The organism is Parasporobacterium paucivorans DSM 15970 (genome assembly GCF_900141895.1).
Lineage (GTDB): Bacteria > Bacillota > Clostridia > Lachnospirales > Lachnospiraceae > Parasporobacterium > Parasporobacterium paucivorans.
On the sequence record NZ_FQYT01000011.1, the window covers coordinates 1 to 16,190 of the forward strand.

Genomic DNA, 16,190 nt, shown 5'->3' on the forward strand with positions numbered 1-16,190 from the left:
GCATATGTTTATACACTTAAAGAAAATAGAGTTTTTCAGAGTATGTCCAGAAAAGGAAATTGTCACGATAATTCTGTAATGGAAAACTTCTTTGGAATCATGAAACAGGAAATGTATTATGGTGCAGTTTTTTACAGCTACGAAGAATTGAAAGAGACGATAGAAAAATACATAAAATATTATAACGAACAAAGAATCAAGGAGAAACTAGGATGGATGAGTCCAGTAGAATACAGACTCAACCTCTTGGCTGCATAAAGAAATAGCGTAGCAGCTAAAAAGCTACTACGCTATAAAGTCTAACTTATTGGGGTCACATCATTTTCTACATACTCTACTCTTTAGTCATTCTTATCTAAATGACATTGACGAAGATGCGCCGTTTTTTTATTCCCCGTTTTCATCCATATTCCCTTTTTTTCTTTTACGGACACATTCTGTCAGCAGGTATTCAATCTGCCCGTTTATCGACCGGAAGTCGTCTTCCGCCCAAGATGCAATTTCCCGCCACAGGGTGGGTGAAAGACGGAGCAGGACCTGCTTTTTATCTTTCTCATTTTTATCCATACTATTAATAGATCGAGCCACTGTTGACTATCGGCTGCGCATCCCTGTTGCCGCACAGCACGACCAGAAGATTGCTGACCATCGCTGCCTTCCTCTCCTCGTCCAAGTTGACCACCCCATTCTGGCTTAATTTTTCAAGAGCCATCTCGACCATGCCCACAGCCCCTTCTACAATCATTTTTCTGGCATCAATAATGGCCGATGCCTGCTGCCTCTGAAGCATTACTGCGGCTATTTCCGGGGCGTATGCCAGATGGGTGATTCTTGCTTCCATAATTTCCAGACCGGCGATTTCGACTCTGGACTGGATTTCCGCCTTCAGTTTTTCTGCGACCTCCTGGCTGCTTCCCCTGAGCGTCATCTCCTCGCCACCGGGAGCCACATCGTAGGGATAGAGCCTGGCAATGTTCCTTAGGGAAGAATCGCACTGAATGGACAGAAAATCCTTATAATTATCAACATTAAACACCGCCTTCGCGGTATTGACGACCCTCCAGATAACCACGATTCCGATTTCAACCGGGTTCCCCAGTTCATCATTGACCTTCTGCCTGTTGTTGTTCAGTGTCATTTTCTTGAGGGATATGATTTTTTTTGCAGGAAACTGTTTTTGGGCACCTTGCCTTTTATGTGCGGCATTTGCAGTACTCTGCTCTTCCAACATGACTGTCAGTGCGCTTTCGACCGTCGGATTCACCGCAACCACGAATGGATTCACGAAGAAGAAGCCTTCTCCTCTCAGTGTTCCGATGTACTTCCCGAAGAGGGTCAGCACCAGTGCTTCCTGCGGTTTAAGGATTTTAAGCCCCAGGAAAGGAATCCAGCAGGAACATACCAGCACAATCCCCACAACAAGCAGGATGGTACCGGCAACGGTTGTGCCGGTTTCCAGCAGAATCGCTCCTACGATAATCAGGGCTATTGACACCAGAACCAGCAGAATCCCCAGAATCAGTACCGCCATGCCATTCCCGGCTTTCAGCTGCTTCTCTTGCGAATATTTTTCGTTCATAGTTGAATCCTCCTTAAATCAAAATCAATGTGATATTATAATGATATCACATTGATTCCGTATGTCAATATTTAAATTGGACTGCCGCATTTGGGACAAAACTGATAATTTTCGTTTGTGCTAAATCCACACTTTGGGCAACGCTTCCCGCATTTCTGCCTGCAGCTGGACCCAAGCACATCCTCATTCAGGGAGACTACTTCCCCCTTCTCGATGGACCTTCCCAATTCGGGATCCAGTTCACTTGACGATCCGCAGCAGCTCATCCTGAGGAAGTAGCGCCGGTTCCACTTGAAAACCGGAATGAAGAACAGCATGAAATAAGAATAAGCCACAAACACTTCCATGTGTCCGTATTTTCCGCAGCACCGGCATATTACCATCTGGTCAAAATCCAGTTTCTTCTCCGCCTGGCTGACACCCATTATAAAAAACATCTGAATCCTCCTCCGTACCCTTATGTAACACTCCGTACGCTGACTTCCCCGGAAGAAAGAAATTTTGTCGTCCCGTCCTGCATCAATACCTTCAGACGAAACTGTTCATCGATATCAAGAGCCGTCGCCTTCTGTGTTCCCTCTTTACTCAGGATGTTAATTTCCCTGCCCAGCAGGAGAGATCGACGCTTATATTCTTCCAGCAATTTTCTGTCATTTATATTATCATAATATTTCATGAACCGGTTCAGCACTTGCGCTGCCAGCCGATTACGGAAGTCCTCATGGTTATCCTCCTTATTCAGCAGGGCATCTGCCACATCCCTGATTTCATCGGGGAATGCATTCCGCGGCTGAAACACATTGATTCCAATCCCGAGAATCGCATAATTTATTCCCATATTCTCCATGTCAAAGGAGGCTTCCGTCAATATGCCGCATACTTTCTTATTACCGCAGTATATATCATTCACCCATTTGATCTGTGCCTCTATCCCTGTGTTCATTTCGATGGCTTCCGCAACGGCGACTGCTGCACAGGTAGTAATGTTCAGAGCCTCTGACACTGCCAGCTGGGGACGCAGCAGTATACTCATGTAAAGACCTGTCTCTGCGGGAGAAAAAAACACTCTTCCCATCCGACCCCGGCCTCCGGTCTGCTCTTCCGCAATCACCACCGTCCCCTCCGGGCTGTTTTCTTCCGCCTTTTCCCTTAGGATCGTATTTGTGGATACTGTGGTCTTGTGTACTTCTATCCCCGGAATGTCCACAGTAAGATATTTGTATATCCCCTGGGCGGACACGATATTGTTGTCCGAATGGAGACAGTAGCCACGATTGGTGGCGGCTTCGATTTGGTAGCCTTCTTCCTTCAGCTGCTTGATAGCCTTCCAGATGGCATTTCTGCTGACATGGAGACGCTCGGCCATCTCGCTTCCGGAAATGTCCTGTCCTTTTCCGTTTTCCAAAAGGGCCAGCACACCCTCTTTCAGGTTTGGCTGCATTCCCTTATCTGACTGGAATCCTGACATTCTGTGAAACCCTCCTGACTACGACGATTGCGATGGCAATCTTGATCAAATCCGGTATGATGAATGGAAACACACACCAGGATAATGCTGTGAACAATCCGATTGTGCCTGCCGATGCCGCATAGAAATACATGAACCAGGCCGTGCCGAAGGCATAGCAGACTAGCAGTCCGGCAACCATGGCCAGAGCCATAACCGTCACTTTCCTTCCAAATGCACGAATTATTCCGGCAGTCACGATAACAGAAAAAACAAAACCTATCAGATATCCTCCGGTGTTGCCAGCCAGTACGCCAAATCCAGCTCTGAATCCGGCAAAAACAGGCACTCCGACCGCACCAAGCAGTATATAGACCAAAATGGAAAGCACCCCTTTTCTTACACCCATCAGGCCTGCCGTTACAAAAACCGCAAAAGTCTGCAGTGTAAATGGTATTGCGAAAGGCAGGGAAATCCATGAACAGATTGTAATCAGGGCCACACATAGAGCAACATAAACAATTTTTTCTGAAACATTCATACTATCGTCTCCTTTTACTTTAAGTTGAAGCAATGATAAAGCAAAAAGAGACGATTGTCAACTTAATGAATAATTTTGGTGACAATCATTTTTTTAACAGTTCCGCCAGTTCTACAAACAGATCCTCGTCCGACTTCGTCAATTTCAGATTTGAGCTCAGGGTTTCTCCTGATGTTGTGGTCACGTTGATTTCAATAACGGTGCCCTCTTCGACCGCTTTTCTACCGACGGCCTGTATGAATTTGGGGAATTTGGGATGGTTGTCTGAAAATACATCCCAGGCATGTTTTAGTTTGATGAGTTTTGCTGGATTTAGCATGATTGTTCCTCCTGTTTTTTTCTATTATATACCATTCCTGGTAAAAAAACAGTGGTTACATACAGATTCTGCCGGTATCTCTCCGGTAGATATAGACATGATCAGAAAGTATATCGCCATCCTCCACATCGGACTGGTTCACTTCACAGACCATGGAGTCAAGCTGTTCTTTGGTGACATCATCCCCGGCAGGCACCAGGATGACTTCATGAATGCTGCTCGGGAGAATATATAGGTCATTCCCTTTGTTACTTGCAAACTCCTGCAGAACTCCGTCATAGAGAATGCAGGCCGCCCCGTTCATCCGATGCTTGTTTGTGAGCACATACATCTGTATAGAATGGTCACGAATGTCGCTGATCATATCGGCGGCGGCCTTCTCCACCTCTGCTCTGTCATAAGGGGCGTCAGACCAGAATTCCTCGTTCTCCTCCGTACTGTTCCAGACATCTGCGACAAGCATCTCTCTGATGATTTCATCCATATTCCTCAGGTCGTATTCCAGTATGTCCGGCGTGTTCCTGACGGCCGCCTCATACAGGTCTTCCACCTGCGCATTCCAGAGTTCCAGGTGGGAATTATGAATCATAGCTGTTGAATTTCCACTTTCCGTACTGTCAAAAATATAGTAGAATACGACGGCCAGATCCAGCAGGGGTATGAACGGCACATCCGAAAGGAGCTTATTGTTCTGGACCGCATTTATCAGCTTATATACGATTTTATCTTTGACCTTATCGAAGTCTTTAAATATATCTACATCAAAATCCATCTTGTCCTTGTGGACATCATATAGATCAAGGATCTCCGCAATGATATTCCCCGGCGGCCTCCCCTGCCCGTACTCCTCGTAGTACTCATTCAGATAAATTGTGGGAGATATAATACTGCCGTTTTCATAGATGGTCAGTCCGTCCAGCTCCACATCGTTATTCTTGAGCACTTTCCGGATTATTACCCTGCACTCCTCTCCCAAAACCCGGGTCACGTTTTCTTTCACATAACCTTGAAACTGTTCATAATTCATGTATTGCCCTCCTAATATTTATTTAACCCAAAAAAGGTTATAAACATAGATATTCAATTAACATAATCACAGGTGAGATTTTGACGACGAACGTCTTGAAAACAAAGAATTGATAAGAATATGTTACAAATATACCTTACTGGAAACAGCTTTGTCAAGCCAAAAAAACTGCAGCTTATAAGGGCTGCAGTCGTAGTTTTATTATTATACTCTGTTTAAATATTCGCCGGATCTTGTATCAATCTTAATTTTTTCGCCCTGCTCCACAAAGAGAGGCACATACACTGTAGCTCCGGTTTCTACTATGGCTGGTTTTGTAGCTCCCTGTGCAGTATTTCCTTTGAATCCGGGTTCTGTATCCGTAATCTCCAGTTCAACGAACAGCGGTGGCTCCACGGAATACACTTTGCCATTGTGGGCACAAACCTTGACCATTTCGTTTTCTTTCACAAACTTTAGGGCATCGCCGATTGTGTCAGAACTGATTGCGATCTGTTCAAAACTTGCTGTGTCCATGAAAAAGTATAGTTCTCCGTCGGAATACAGGTACTGCATATCTGTTCTGGAGATGATAGCCGGTTCGAATTTCTCCTGTGGCCTGAATGTAGTCTCGGTCACGCCGCCATTCTTGATGTTTCTCATTTTTGTCCTTACGAACGCCGCACCCTTTCCAGGTTTTACATGCTGAAATTCTATAATTTGATAAATGTTATTATCATACTCTATGGTCATTCCGTTTCTAAATTCTCCTGCTTGAATCATTATGGTTTTCCTCCTTGTTATGAAGCTGACTTGCTCCGCGTTTTGTACGCAATTTTCTTTATACAGTTTATACTATAGCCTTCCTTTTTTCAACTATTTTTTATTCTTGACCCGGATAATAATTTTAACTATAATGAAACATATATTGAATTTATTGAAAATAGGAGGTTCTGATTTGAAATGTCCGTATTGCAACAACGAAAACACCAAAGTTATCGATTCAAGGCCTGTCGAAGAGGAAAATTCCATCAAACGCAGAAGACAATGCGAATCATGCGGCAAACGCTTCACTACCTACGAAAAGATTGATTCAATCCCTCTGATCGTCATAAAGAAGGATAATAACCGGGTACCTTATGATAAGAGCAAGATTGAAAAAGGCGTATTGATGGCCTGCCATAAACGGCCGATTTCCGCAAAGCAGATTGACGACCTGGTCAATGATGTGGAAACCGAAATTTTCAATCTGGAAATCAAGGAAATTCCTTCAACCGTCATTGGTGAGATTGTAATGGATAAACTCAGGGACATCGATGAGGTCGCTTACGTCCGGTTCGCCTCTGTCTACCGGGAATTCAAGGACGTCAATACTTTCATGGGAGAGTTAAAAAAGCTCCTGAACGGCACCCCCACAGAAAACCACTGATTTCGAAAGGACAGACTGATGTTGGAAAAATTTTATCCAAAAAAATATTACGCTTCTGCGTACATCATTGATTATAAAAAATTATACGAAGCTGGATGCCGGGGACTGGTATTCGACATAGACAATACCCTTGTCAAGCATGGAGCACCTGCAAACGAGTCCGTAATTTCCCTCTTCAGATATCTCCACAAGCTGGGTTTTAAAACCTGTCTGATTTCCAATAACAAGAACTACCGCGTGGCCCCTTTTGCCGAGGCTGTTGGGTCACCCTGCATTATCAATGCGCACAAACCTTCCACGGACGGCTTCGTGGAAGCCATGTATATCATGGGTACAGGCCTGAGCAGTTCCGTCTTCATTGGCGATCAGCTGTTCACTGACATTTATGGAGCAAACCGCACCAAAATGTATTCCATTCTCGTGAAACCAATCGGCCCTAAGGAAGAAATTCAGATTGTCTTCAAAAGGATTTTTGAAAAAATTGTTCTGCATCGATACAAAAAAGATGGTTTCCGAATGGAAACCATCTGATATATTTCTTATTTATGTTCTCTTTTTAAAAATTCCGGAATCTTCAGTTCTTTTTCTTCTACCCTGCTCCTCGGTTCCTTCACCTTCAGTTCCTTAATGTTCATTTTCGGATGAGAAGCCTGTCCGGCCGGAGGGATCGGTGTAGTTTTCTGAACCTTCGCACCTGGCTGTTTTGACTGGTAGCTGAAGTTTGAAGCGAAACCGCCCTGTCTTCTGGATTCTTCCAGGCCTGTGGCAATAACTGTGATTGAGCATTCATCCGGATATGTATCGTCATATCTTGCACCGAAAATGATGTTTGCATCATCTCCAGCCAGCTCCTGTACATAACTTGCCGCTTCATTGGCTTCCATCAGACTGATATCGCCTGAAATGTTTATGATTACATGAGTCGCCCCCTGTATAGTCGTCTCGAGAAGCGGACTGGTAACCGCCATTCCTACAGCCTCACTGGCTTTGTCATCGCCTTTAGCAGACCCGATGCCGATATGTGCAATGCCTTTATCCTTCATAACTGTCTTGACATCCGCAAAATCCAGGTTAATCAGGGCAGGAAGATTGATCAGATCCGTAATACCCTGCACCGCCTGCTGCAGTACTTCGTCTGCTTTTTTCAGGGCTTCCGGCATAGTTGTTCGTCTGTCCACGATTTCAAGAAGCTTGTCATTGGGGATTACAATCAGTGTATCCACGTTTTCCTTGAGTCTTTCTATTCCTTCAACTGCATTGTTCATTCTTGTCTTAGCCTCAAAACGGAAAGGTTTGGTAACAACCCCTACCGTAAGGATACCCATATCTTTTGCAATTTTGGCAATGACCGGTGCCGCACCCGTTCCCGTTCCTCCGCCCATTCCACATGTAATGAAGACCATGTCGGATCCTTCCAGGATTTTCGTCATTTCATCGATATTTTCCTCTGCAGCCTTTTCTCCAACTTCAGGCTGTGCTCCGGCACCGAGGCCTCTGGTCAGCTTTTCACCTATCTGAAGGGTCAGCGGGGATTTACATAAAGTCAATGCCTGCCTGTCGGTATTAACACCACAGAACTCGACACCTGCAATATTTTCATCTATCATTCTGTTAACAGCATTATTACCGGCTCCCCCAACACCTACAACAATGATTTTTGCAGCTGCTTCCGGTTCATTCGTTCTAATTTCAAGCAAAGGTATATCCTCCTTTATATCTATTTAATAACTCTCAAGTCCGACTATTTCAAAAAACTTCTATCCCTTATATAATATATTTAAAAGGGCAATTAATCAACACATATTTGACAATTCACTCCGTTTCTTTGCGGAATGTATACCCTGTTTTGCTCTCATTGTATTTTCTCATGTCAAGTGTTCCTGACAATCCATCCAGCTGTGCATAAAAATCACTCAAATCAGAGATTTTTTCTTCCAGATTCTTCTTTGTACCAAGTTCAACTCTGACGTTTCCAATCCGTATGAGGACTTCATCCGGCGGCACCAGATGAATCTCCTCCGCCTTCACTCCATAATACCCTGTCAGGACGGCCGTATTCACCAGCAGATCCAGTGTCCTGTTTTCTTCGATAGGCAGTTTTTTATCCACCACGATATATTTCAGATCCAGTCCCGTAATAAATGGAACTCCCTCCAACAGCTCTTCACTCGTTTCCTGCACCACCCCTTTTTTATCAAAATAAATATAGCTTCCCATATATTTCAGACACCCGGAAATGTCTTTAGGCTCCAGAGAAATGCGCACCGTATTCAGAGAGGTCAGAGCAACATCATATCTCTCAATAAACGGAATATCCACCTGTTTGGAAAAACGGGATTTAAGCCAGAAATACAGCGTGTGGCAATCGTATGCGTCCTCAATAACATAACTCTGGATTTCTTCCTTCGTGTAGATATCGGATCCACTCACTTCGATATCCTTAACGGTGAACACGACAAACAGGAGCCCGACGGCAATCAGTATAATTAAAACAGGTATGAATATAAACTTCACCTTTTTCATCGCCTCAACTCCTCTTTTAGCCTTTTATTCCGACTGAATGCTGCGGGACACCGACAGTGCCAGTCCCATTTCCCCGAGGAGAAACAGGATGGAGGTTCCACCGTAAGATATAAACGGAAGTGTGATTCCCGTGTTTGGAATTGAATTTGTTACCACGGCTATATTCAGGATTACCTGAAGGGAAATGTGGGCCATGATTCCAACGACAAGCAGAGACCCGAACAGGTCCGGGGCATTGTTTGCAATGATCATGAACCTCCAGAGCATGAACAAAAACATGAGTATAACGCAGACTGCTCCAAACAGTCCCAGCTCTTCACAAATTATGGTGAATATCATGTCATTCTGCGCCTCTGGTACAAATCCAAGTTTCTGCAGGCTCTGCCCCAGCCCCTTGCCGAAAAGGCCCCCGGAGCCAATGGCATACAGTCCCTGCAAAACCTGATATCCTCCTTCAAGGGAATATTTCTCAGGATTCAGCCATACCTTTATACGATCCAGCCTGTAGCTTTCCAGTAAAACAAAAAGTCCCATGCCTGCAAAAGCAGCCAGTCCCATGGCGACAAAATGGGAATATTTTGGACTTGCCACAAAAAGCATGACAATTGCAATACCCAATATAATAATGGCTGAGCTAAGGTTGGAGGTCACTCCCGCAATCAGTGCGACCACAGGAACTGACAGCAGCAGAACCTTCACCAGATTTGAAAACTTCCTGATCTGCCCTGGATTCTTACTTATGATATACGCAAAAAAAAGTATCAGGGCAAGCTTGGCTATTTCCGCGGGCTGTATGGACTGTCCCGCGATGCCGATCCACCTTCTGGCTCCGTTGCTTTCAATACCTAAAGGAGTAAGCACCAATAAAATGGCCAGCATACTAATAAAATAGGCCGGTATAGCAATCCGTTTCCAAAAATGATAATCGATTCTTGCAATAACAAGCATCACAACAAGTCCGAGGAAGGTCGCCTTTGCCTGCTTAATCAGATAAAAAAACGACGAACCTGTCTTAATCTGTGCATTGTATGAGCTTGTACTGTAAAGCATAACAAGCCCAAAACACAGCAGAAATATCACTATAAACAGGAGACTGTAGTCAAAATAATTCTTATTCTTTTTTTTTCCTGATTTCAAGGCAATGCCCACCCTTCTATATCCTGTTTACGCAATCCTTAAAAATCCGCCCACGTTCTTCGTAGTTTTTAAACATACCCCAGCTCGCACAGGCAGGGGACAGAAGCACGAATTCACCGGATACCGCTTCCTTTGATGCTGCCTTTACTGCCTCTTCCATGGATTCCACAAAGAGTATGTTGGTATGACCGAATTCTTTTGCCGTGCGGGCAATCTTATCCCTTGTAGCTCCCATCAGTATCAGGCAGGTGACTTTGTCTCCAAAAGCCTCCACCCATTCGTCATACACGGCTCCCTTATCATAGCCGCCGGCAATCAGCACTGTCCTGCCCGGCATGGCATGGATTGCCTTAATGGCCGCATCCGTATTGGTTCCTTTGGAGTCGTTATAGTAGGCTACCCCGCCTTTTGTGGCAACATATTCGATTCTGTGCTCCACGCTCTTAAAACGGAGTACCGCACTGCGGATGACGTCCAGAGGAACACCTGTGGCCATCGTCAAGGCAATTGCCGCCATTACATTTTCGTAGTTGTGTTTTCCCAGTAGATTCAGTTCACCCGTCCTGCAAAAAACTACCTTTTCCCCTCCACGTCTTATGATGATTTTATCCTCGTCCAGATAAATTCCGTCCTGCAGTTCATGTCCGCTGCTGAAAAATATAATCTGGCAGTCAAGTCGGGGGGCATAGTTTCTGAGCCGTTCATCCTCATAATTCAGTACGCATACGTCTTCTTTTCCCTGGTTTGCGGCAATCTTCATTTTGGTTTCCAGATACTTTTCCATCGTGTGGTGGCGGTCCAGATGGTCCGGCGTAACATTGAGCACCCCGCTGACATCCGGTCTGAATGTGTCAGCCGTTTCCAGCTGGAAGCTGCTGATTTCAGCTACGGTAACGCTATCCCTGGTTGTATTTAAGACAGCCCCCGCAAAGGAGGTACCTATATTTCCCACAACAAATACCTGCTCCTGCTGTTCCTTCATTATCGCACCTGTAAGTGCTGTCGTGGTAGTTTTCCCGTTGGTGCCCGTGATGGCAATCAAACGGCCTTTATTGAATTGAAAAGCCAGTTCTATTTCACCCGTTATCAAAACTCCGGCTTTTTCAGCTTCCCGGACAAATTCCGTCTCTACGGATATTCCCGGGCTTAAGACCAGGTAATCCGCCAGATCCAGTTCATGACGGGGGAATTCTCCCAGATATATCGGGGTTCCGTCATCCAGCCCCATTCTTTTCCTGAATTCTTCTTTATCCAGCCTTTCGTTGGCGTCAAACAAGACCAGGTTCACGTCTTCCCTTTTCAGCAGGGAAACCGCTCCCTGACCGCTCACACCCATACCTGCTATAATAAAGGTCTTACCTATGAAATCCATTGCAATCCTCCTGCTGATAATTTATATCGCGACATAAGCCAGCAGACAGAGTATTATCGTGAGTATGGTAAATATGCCTACCACCTTTGTCTCGGACCAGCCGCACAGCTCAAAATGGTGGTGTATTGGCGCCATTTTAAATATTCTTTTTCCGCCTGTAATCTTGAAATATGTCACCTGCATCATCACAGAAATCACTTCTGCCAGATAGATAAAGGCGATGATTACGATGATAAAGGGCATCTGCAGCATATAGGCCGAGCCTGCCACAAAACCTCCCAAAGCCAGTGATCCTGTATCCCCCATGAAGATTTTAGCCGGATATACGTTGCATGTCAAAAAGCCAAGAAGGCTTCCTACTACGGCCGCCCCCAACACCTCGATACCTGCTCCGTTTGCGGCCGATACTATGGTTATAAATCCTGCAATGACCGCTGTCACACTGGATTCAAGTCCATCCAGGCCATCCGTGAAATTTGATCCGTTGGCAGTTCCCAGTACGACTATGAACAGTACCGGGATAAACCACCAGCCCAGGTCTACATGTCTGCCCCCCGTGAAAGGAATCAGCATTTCTGTTCCGATTTTTGTAACATATAGGATATAGTAGGCGAAAATACCTGTCACAACGAGCTGACCCGCCATTTTCTGCCATGCCCGCAATCCCATTGATCTCTTCTTCACAACCTTGATGTAGTCATCCAGAAATCCTATCAGGCCAAGTCCCAATGTGAGAATCAGAACCGGAATTATTTTTGTTGCCTCCCTTACAAAAAAAGGCAGGGTTATGATGATGGCAGCCAGAAATATAAGTCCGCCCATGGTGGGTGTCCCGGATTTCTTCAGGTGTTCCTGGGGACCGTCTTCCCTGACAAATTGTCCGAATTTCAATCTTTTCAAAAAAGGTATGATAATCGGGCATAGGACCGCACTGATTAGAAATGAGATAATGACGGTTATTATGACATTATTATCCATGATGATCCTCCTGTCTGTAAATTTGATAAATCAGCCATAATAGTATAGTACGTCTGACCTCATTATTCAACAATCAAATTCCCTTATTGAGGATATATATCCATATAAGGCAATACTTCCGTCATAATTTGGCTGAAGAGTGCGGATGCATAGGCGCTGCTGGATGGGTTGTCGACCTGCGGTGAATCCACGAGGGTGTAGCATACCACCTGCGGGTCATCGTAGGGAGCAAACCCCAGAAAGGACAACACATATTTATTCTGTCCCCTGGGCTGTTTTTCCGCCGTTCCGGTCTTTCCTCCCACCTGATATCCTGCAACGGCGGCAGCGGAACCGGTACCTTCCACCACAACCCCTAGCAGGGCTTCCCTTATGAAATCGGAAACTTCTGGGGACACGGTCTGCTTTACCAGGGTTTTATCTATATTTTCCACGATATTTCCATTTTCATCAGATACCTGTTTCACCACATGCGGCTGATAATAATTTCCACCGTTAACCAGTGAGGAAAAGGCGGATACCATCTGGACCATCGAAACGTTGAAGTTCTGTCCGAAGGAGTTGCTCGCCAGATCGGCCTCGGTCATGTCTTTCGCCGCATATAATAGCGCTGCAGAACTCTGTTCGCTCGGAAGGTCAATGCCCGTGTTTTCTCCGAATCCGAACATCTTCTGGAATTTACAGAATTTATCCGGTCCCAGAAGGACGGCAATCTGCATCAGAGAATCATTGCAGGATTGCTCCAATGTACCCTTCAGATCCAGTACCCCGTGCCCGCTGGTTTTCCAGCAGCTGATCTGCCAGCCGCCCTTCCATTCTCCGCCGTCACACAGAAAAGTGCTGGCTGGAGTGACCAATGACTCTTCCAGTGCTGCAGACACCGTAAAAGGCTTAAAGGTGGATCCAGGTTCATAGCTGCTGCTGATGCAGTAATTCTGCCAGATGGCATTCATGGATTCCACCTTCTGCTCATCCGTCATGGCGGCAATCTGCTCCGGGGTATAATAGGCAGCCAGGTCCCTGGGATTGTTCAGGTCACTTTGTTTGTCCGAAGCCATGGCCAGTATTTCTCCCGTGTCAGGATCGGCTATGACCACAGCAATATTTTCAGGTGAATATTCCGCTTTATACTGGGCAATATATTTTTCCACGATTGTCTGAATGTTGAAGTCAATGGTGCTCACCAGGTTGTATCCGTCTACCGGCTCTTTGATGACACTTTCCATGAAATTATCCGTATTGGTGTAGCCAAACTCCCTGCCGTTGATTCCTGTGAGATAATCATTGTAGTATGCTTCCAGACCAGTTGCGCCGCTGTCGGATGAGCTGGCAAATCCAATCACATCTCCAGCCAGACTTGCATAAGGATATTGCCTTACATAGGTTTCCTCGAACCAGACTCCCTGTATGGAAGCATTATCCGACTGCATCTGTTGAAATCCCTTGATTTCTTCAAAGGTCAGCTGCTTCAGCTGGATTACATAGCTGCTGTCGCTTTTGCTTTTTATCACATCAGTAAATTCTTCCTTGGAATATGAAAAACAAGAGGCTAAAGCTTCCACCGTAGCCTCCAGATATTTTTCATCGCTTAATATTATTTTCGGATCCAATATCAGGTTGTAACGTTTCGTGCTCGTCGCCAGGGCAACCCCGTTTCTGTCCAGGATATCGCCCCTTTTAAAGGCTAATGTCTTGTTGGTATATTTCTGCTGGGCAAGAACCTGTATGGTATACTTGTCCCCATTTTTCATATTTATATAGGACAGTCTGACGTTTAAGGCAAAAAGCATGAGGATCAGAATTACAAAAACAGCAACCAGTTTCTGCTTCATACGCCTTGAGAATATTTTTTCCGACTTCTTTTTTTTAGCCATAACTACCTCTGTTTTACTGTGGAATTTCAGCGTACTGATTCATGTATTCTCTCTCTGTCCCATCATATAGTTTAATATTGTCCTTGGATGATTTTACCATTCCAAGTTCTTCCGTCGCAACTTTTATGATATTGTTCACGTCGATAAAGCTGTTGATGGAATAATCCAGGGCATCATTCTGGGTCGATACCGCTTCTATCTGCTGCTTCAGTGAAGTGATATCGTTCGAAAGGCGCATGTTTTCTGTCCGGATCATAATATATCCGACACACATAGTCAGACACGCAAAAACAGCTGCTGCCAGAAACACCACGTATGGGGCATTCATGCTTAATGCCTTATTGCGGTTTTTCCTGACGTTTGGATTTCTTCTGGGTGGTTCCTGAAATTGTCTGGGAATTCTCTGTGGAATCGACTCTTCCTTACGAACAGCATTCCCATATACGTACAATTGGCCCGCCTGACTGTTTCTGCTCATTCTGTTACTCCCCCGTTCTTTCAAATATTCTAAGTTTTGAACTTTTCGACCTCTTATTGCCACTGATTTCTTCTTCATCCGGAAGAATCGGTTTCCTGGTTATAACTTTTCCCTTTGATTTTTTACCGCATACGCACACCGGGAAATCCGGCGGGCAGTCACAAGGATTTTCATTATATCTGAACTTGGTTTTTACAATTCTGTCTTCTAACGAATGGAAAGTAATGATGCATAATCTTCCGCCCGGAGCGAGGAGATCGATCATATCGTCAATAGAGTCCTTCAATACCTGAAGTTCGCTATTGACCTCTATCCGGATTGCCTGGAAGGTCTTCTTGGCAGGATGGCCTCCGGTTGCCCGTATTTTCATTGGAATGGCCGCTTTGATGATTTCAATGAGTTCTCCGGTCGTTTCCACCGGCTTTTCATTTCTTGCCCTAATGATATGTTTGGCAATATTCTTTGCAAACTTATCTTCTCCGTAATCCCTTATGATCCGGTAGATCTCCATCTCATCATAATCATTCACTACATCCCTGGCAGTCAGGGAGCTCCGCTGATCCATCCTCATGTCCAGAGGGGCATCTTCCCTGTAGGTAAACCCTCTGTCTGCCGTGTCTATCTGAAAGGAGGATACGCCCAGATCCAGCATTATTCCGTCCACCTGGCTGATGCCGAGTCCTTCCAGTACTTTTCTTATATTTGCATAATTGTCCCGTACGATGGTGACAATGTCTTTGAAATCCTTCAGCTTTTCCGTGGCGGTCTCTATAGCGGCTTCATCCTGGTCGATTCCGATGAGTCTTCCCTGGCCGTTCAGACGTGTGCAGATTTCAAAAGAATGACCTGCCCCTCCCAGAGTGCCATCCACATAGATGCCTCCCGGCCTGACGTTTAACCCATCCACCGTTTCTTTCAGCATAACTGATATATGTTCAAAATTCATGTGTTCCTCCTCTTAGTTAAAGCTATATGCCGAGTCCGAGGTCTGACATGTGTTCCGCAATATCATCCATATCATCAAATGCCGTATTCTCTTCCCATTTTTCCCTGTTCCAGATTTCAATCCGGTTTGCCACTCCCACCAGGACCACATCTTTTTCCAGTTCGGCAAATTCCCGGAGAACGCCTGGAAGGAGAATCCTTCCCTGCTTGTCCACCTCCACCGAAGCGGCTCCCGCAAGGAAAAACCTTGTGAATTTTCTCGCATCTTTATTGGTAAGCGGCAAGACCTTCAGTTTTTCTTCAAAAACATGCCATTCCGGATTAGCGAACACAAAAAGGCACCCGTCCAGACCCTTCGTGACCACAAATTCGTCACCCAGGACTTCCCTGAATTTAGACGGGATAATCAATCTTCCTTTTATATCAATTGTGTGATTATACTCTCCCATGAACATGCAACGTTTCCCCTTAGTGTAAAAATCTCCCACAACGCTCCACAATCTACCACTTTTTACCACTTATGAGTTAATATTACATCATCACATAGCAAATATCAAGTAAA

At 45.1% G+C, this 16,190-nt stretch carries 20 protein-coding genes; 3 read left to right on the forward strand and 17 right to left on the reverse strand.

The features are described 5' to 3' along the window. Nucleotides 1-258 (forward strand): IS3 family transposase (locus tag BUA79_RS06045; protein ID WP_143147879.1); only part of this gene is annotated, 258 nt, incomplete at its 5' end. A gap of 129 nt (nucleotides 259-387) precedes the next feature. Here BUA79_RS06045 and BUA79_RS06050 read toward each other — a convergent pair. The 8 genes from BUA79_RS06050 to efp all read right to left on the reverse strand — a co-directional run bounded on the left by BUA79_RS06050 (nucleotide 388) and on the right by efp (nucleotide 5,675). Continuing rightward, nucleotides 388-567, reverse strand: a complete 180-nt coding sequence (locus BUA79_RS06050; RefSeq protein WP_073993474.1) for a type II toxin-antitoxin system antitoxin — start codon at nucleotides 565-567, stop codon at nucleotides 388-390. A 4-nt stretch (nucleotides 568-571) separates the two neighbouring features. Then, nucleotides 572-1,579: an SPFH domain-containing protein gene (locus BUA79_RS06055; RefSeq protein ID WP_073993475.1), complete on the reverse strand. Its 1,008-nt coding sequence runs from the start codon at nucleotides 1,577-1,579 to the stop codon at nucleotides 572-574. A 71-nt stretch (nucleotides 1,580-1,650) separates the two neighbouring features. After that, nucleotides 1,651-2,016, reverse strand: coding sequence for a zinc ribbon domain-containing protein (locus BUA79_RS06060; RefSeq protein ID WP_073993476.1), 366 nt, complete (start codon nucleotides 2,014-2,016; stop codon nucleotides 1,651-1,653). Nucleotides 2,017-2,036: 20 nt separating this feature from the next. Beyond that, nucleotides 2,037-3,047, reverse strand: coding sequence for a biotin--[acetyl-CoA-carboxylase] ligase (locus tag BUA79_RS06065; RefSeq protein ID WP_242941652.1), 1,011 nt, complete (start codon nucleotides 3,045-3,047; stop codon nucleotides 2,037-2,039). Then, nucleotides 3,025-3,567 (reverse strand): biotin transporter BioY, encoded by a 543-nt coding sequence (locus BUA79_RS06070; RefSeq protein WP_073993477.1) that lies wholly within the window; start codon nucleotides 3,565-3,567, stop codon nucleotides 3,025-3,027. Before BUA79_RS06070 ends, BUA79_RS06065 begins: the two co-directional genes overlap by 23 nt. Nucleotides 3,568-3,652: 85 nt before the next feature. Further along, nucleotides 3,653-3,886 (reverse strand): hypothetical protein, encoded by a 234-nt coding sequence (locus BUA79_RS06075; RefSeq protein WP_073993478.1) that lies wholly within the window; start codon nucleotides 3,884-3,886, stop codon nucleotides 3,653-3,655. 55 nt (nucleotides 3,887-3,941) lie between these two features. Continuing rightward, complete coding sequence (locus BUA79_RS06080; protein ID WP_073993479.1) at nucleotides 3,942-4,913, reverse strand: DUF5688 family protein; 972 nt, start codon at nucleotides 4,911-4,913, stop codon at nucleotides 3,942-3,944. 204 nt (nucleotides 4,914-5,117) lie between these two features. Continuing rightward, complete coding sequence (gene efp, locus BUA79_RS06085) at nucleotides 5,118-5,675, reverse strand: elongation factor P (protein ID WP_073993480.1); 558 nt, start codon at nucleotides 5,673-5,675, stop codon at nucleotides 5,118-5,120. A gap of 175 nt (nucleotides 5,676-5,850) precedes the next feature. Here efp and nrdR point away from each other — a divergent pair, with 175 nt between their 5' ends. Together nrdR and BUA79_RS06095 are read left to right on the forward strand one after the other, a co-directional pair. After that, nucleotides 5,851-6,321 carry a transcriptional regulator NrdR gene (gene nrdR / locus BUA79_RS06090; RefSeq protein ID WP_073993481.1) on the forward strand — a complete coding sequence of 157 codons (471 nt, stop codon included), beginning with the start codon at nucleotides 5,851-5,853 and terminating at the stop codon, nucleotides 6,319-6,321. An 18-nt stretch (nucleotides 6,322-6,339) separates the two neighbouring features. Beyond that, nucleotides 6,340-6,852, forward strand: a complete 513-nt coding sequence (locus tag BUA79_RS06095) for a YqeG family HAD IIIA-type phosphatase (protein WP_073993482.1) — start codon at nucleotides 6,340-6,342, stop codon at nucleotides 6,850-6,852. Nucleotides 6,853-6,860: 8 nt separating this feature from the next. On the opposite strand, the gene ftsZ is transcribed toward BUA79_RS06095, so the two are convergent. The 9 genes from ftsZ to mraZ form a co-directional block, all read right to left on the reverse strand. Then, a complete protein-coding gene (gene ftsZ / locus BUA79_RS06100) occupies nucleotides 6,861-8,018 on the reverse strand; it encodes a cell division protein FtsZ (RefSeq protein ID WP_073993483.1) in 1,158 nt (385 codons plus the stop codon). A 115-nt stretch (nucleotides 8,019-8,133) separates the two neighbouring features. Beyond that, nucleotides 8,134-8,844, reverse strand: coding sequence for a cell division protein FtsQ/DivIB (locus BUA79_RS06105; RefSeq protein ID WP_073993484.1), 711 nt, complete (start codon nucleotides 8,842-8,844; stop codon nucleotides 8,134-8,136). A 24-nt stretch (nucleotides 8,845-8,868) separates the two neighbouring features. Further along, nucleotides 8,869-9,987 (reverse strand): putative lipid II flippase FtsW, encoded by a 1,119-nt coding sequence (gene ftsW / locus BUA79_RS06110; protein ID WP_073993550.1) that lies wholly within the window; start codon nucleotides 9,985-9,987, stop codon nucleotides 8,869-8,871. A gap of 10 nt (nucleotides 9,988-9,997) precedes the next feature. Next, nucleotides 9,998-11,353, reverse strand: a complete 1,356-nt coding sequence (gene murD / locus BUA79_RS06115) for a UDP-N-acetylmuramoyl-L-alanine--D-glutamate ligase (protein WP_073993485.1) — start codon at nucleotides 11,351-11,353, stop codon at nucleotides 9,998-10,000. Between the two features lie 21 nt (nucleotides 11,354-11,374). Next, nucleotides 11,375-12,331, reverse strand: coding sequence for a phospho-N-acetylmuramoyl-pentapeptide-transferase (gene mraY, locus BUA79_RS06120; RefSeq protein WP_073993486.1), 957 nt, complete (start codon nucleotides 12,329-12,331; stop codon nucleotides 11,375-11,377). 83 nt (nucleotides 12,332-12,414) lie between these two features. Next, nucleotides 12,415-14,205: a peptidoglycan D,D-transpeptidase FtsI family protein gene (locus tag BUA79_RS06125; RefSeq protein WP_073993487.1), complete on the reverse strand. Its 1,791-nt coding sequence runs from the start codon at nucleotides 14,203-14,205 to the stop codon at nucleotides 12,415-12,417. Between the two features lie 13 nt (nucleotides 14,206-14,218). After that, nucleotides 14,219-14,683, reverse strand: a complete 465-nt coding sequence (locus BUA79_RS06130) for a hypothetical protein (RefSeq protein ID WP_073993488.1) — start codon at nucleotides 14,681-14,683, stop codon at nucleotides 14,219-14,221. 4 nt (nucleotides 14,684-14,687) lie between these two features. Next, nucleotides 14,688-15,629, reverse strand: a complete 942-nt coding sequence (gene rsmH / locus BUA79_RS06135) for a 16S rRNA (cytosine(1402)-N(4))-methyltransferase RsmH (RefSeq protein ID WP_073993489.1) — start codon at nucleotides 15,627-15,629, stop codon at nucleotides 14,688-14,690. Nucleotides 15,630-15,651: 22 nt separating this feature from the next. Beyond that, on the reverse strand, nucleotides 15,652-16,083 hold the full coding sequence (gene mraZ, locus BUA79_RS06140; protein ID WP_073993490.1) for a division/cell wall cluster transcriptional repressor MraZ: 432 nt from the start codon (nucleotides 16,081-16,083) through the stop codon (nucleotides 15,652-15,654). Nucleotides 16,084-16,190 lie beyond the last annotated feature (107 nt).

Bases quoted from the DNA above. Each gene is read 5' to 3' on its own strand.
- mraY (WP_073993486.1), bottom strand. From the start codon at position 12,331: ATGGATAATAATGTCATAATAACCGTCATTATCTCATTTCTAATCAGT.
- BUA79_RS06060 (WP_073993476.1), bottom strand. From the start codon at position 2,016: ATGTTTTTTATAATGGGTGTCAGCCAGGCGGAGAAGAAACTGGATTTT.
- BUA79_RS06125 (WP_073993487.1), bottom strand. From the start codon at position 14,205: ATGGCTAAAAAAAAGAAGTCGGAAAAAATATTCTCAAGGCGTATGAAG.
- BUA79_RS06095 (WP_073993482.1), top strand. From the start codon at position 6,340: ATGTTGGAAAAATTTTATCCAAAAAAATATTACGCTTCTGCGTACATC.
- BUA79_RS06050 (WP_073993474.1), bottom strand. From the start codon at position 567: ATGGATAAAAATGAGAAAGATAAAAAGCAGGTCCTGCTCCGTCTTTCA.
- rsmH (WP_073993489.1), bottom strand. From the start codon at position 15,629: ATGAATTTTGAACATATATCAGTTATGCTGAAAGAAACGGTGGATGGG.
- BUA79_RS06130 (WP_073993488.1), bottom strand. From the start codon at position 14,683: ATGAGCAGAAACAGTCAGGCGGGCCAATTGTACGTATATGGGAATGCT.
- BUA79_RS06105 (WP_073993484.1), bottom strand. From the start codon at position 8,844: ATGAAAAAGGTGAAGTTTATATTCATACCTGTTTTAATTATACTGATT.
- BUA79_RS06055 (WP_073993475.1), bottom strand. From the start codon at position 1,579: ATGAACGAAAAATATTCGCAAGAGAAGCAGCTGAAAGCCGGGAATGGC.
- mraZ (WP_073993490.1), bottom strand. From the start codon at position 16,083: ATGTTCATGGGAGAGTATAATCACACAATTGATATAAAAGGAAGATTG.
- murD (WP_073993485.1), bottom strand. From the start codon at position 11,353: ATGGATTTCATAGGTAAGACCTTTATTATAGCAGGTATGGGTGTGAGC.
- BUA79_RS06070 (WP_073993477.1), bottom strand. From the start codon at position 3,567: ATGAATGTTTCAGAAAAAATTGTTTATGTTGCTCTATGTGTGGCCCTG.
- BUA79_RS06065 (WP_242941652.1), bottom strand. From the start codon at position 3,047: ATGTCAGGATTCCAGTCAGATAAGGGAATGCAGCCAAACCTGAAAGAG.
- BUA79_RS06080 (WP_073993479.1), bottom strand. From the start codon at position 4,913: ATGAATTATGAACAGTTTCAAGGTTATGTGAAAGAAAACGTGACCCGG.
- BUA79_RS06075 (WP_073993478.1), bottom strand. From the start codon at position 3,886: ATGCTAAATCCAGCAAAACTCATCAAACTAAAACATGCCTGGGATGTA.
- efp (WP_073993480.1), bottom strand. From the start codon at position 5,675: ATGATTCAAGCAGGAGAATTTAGAAACGGAATGACCATAGAGTATGAT.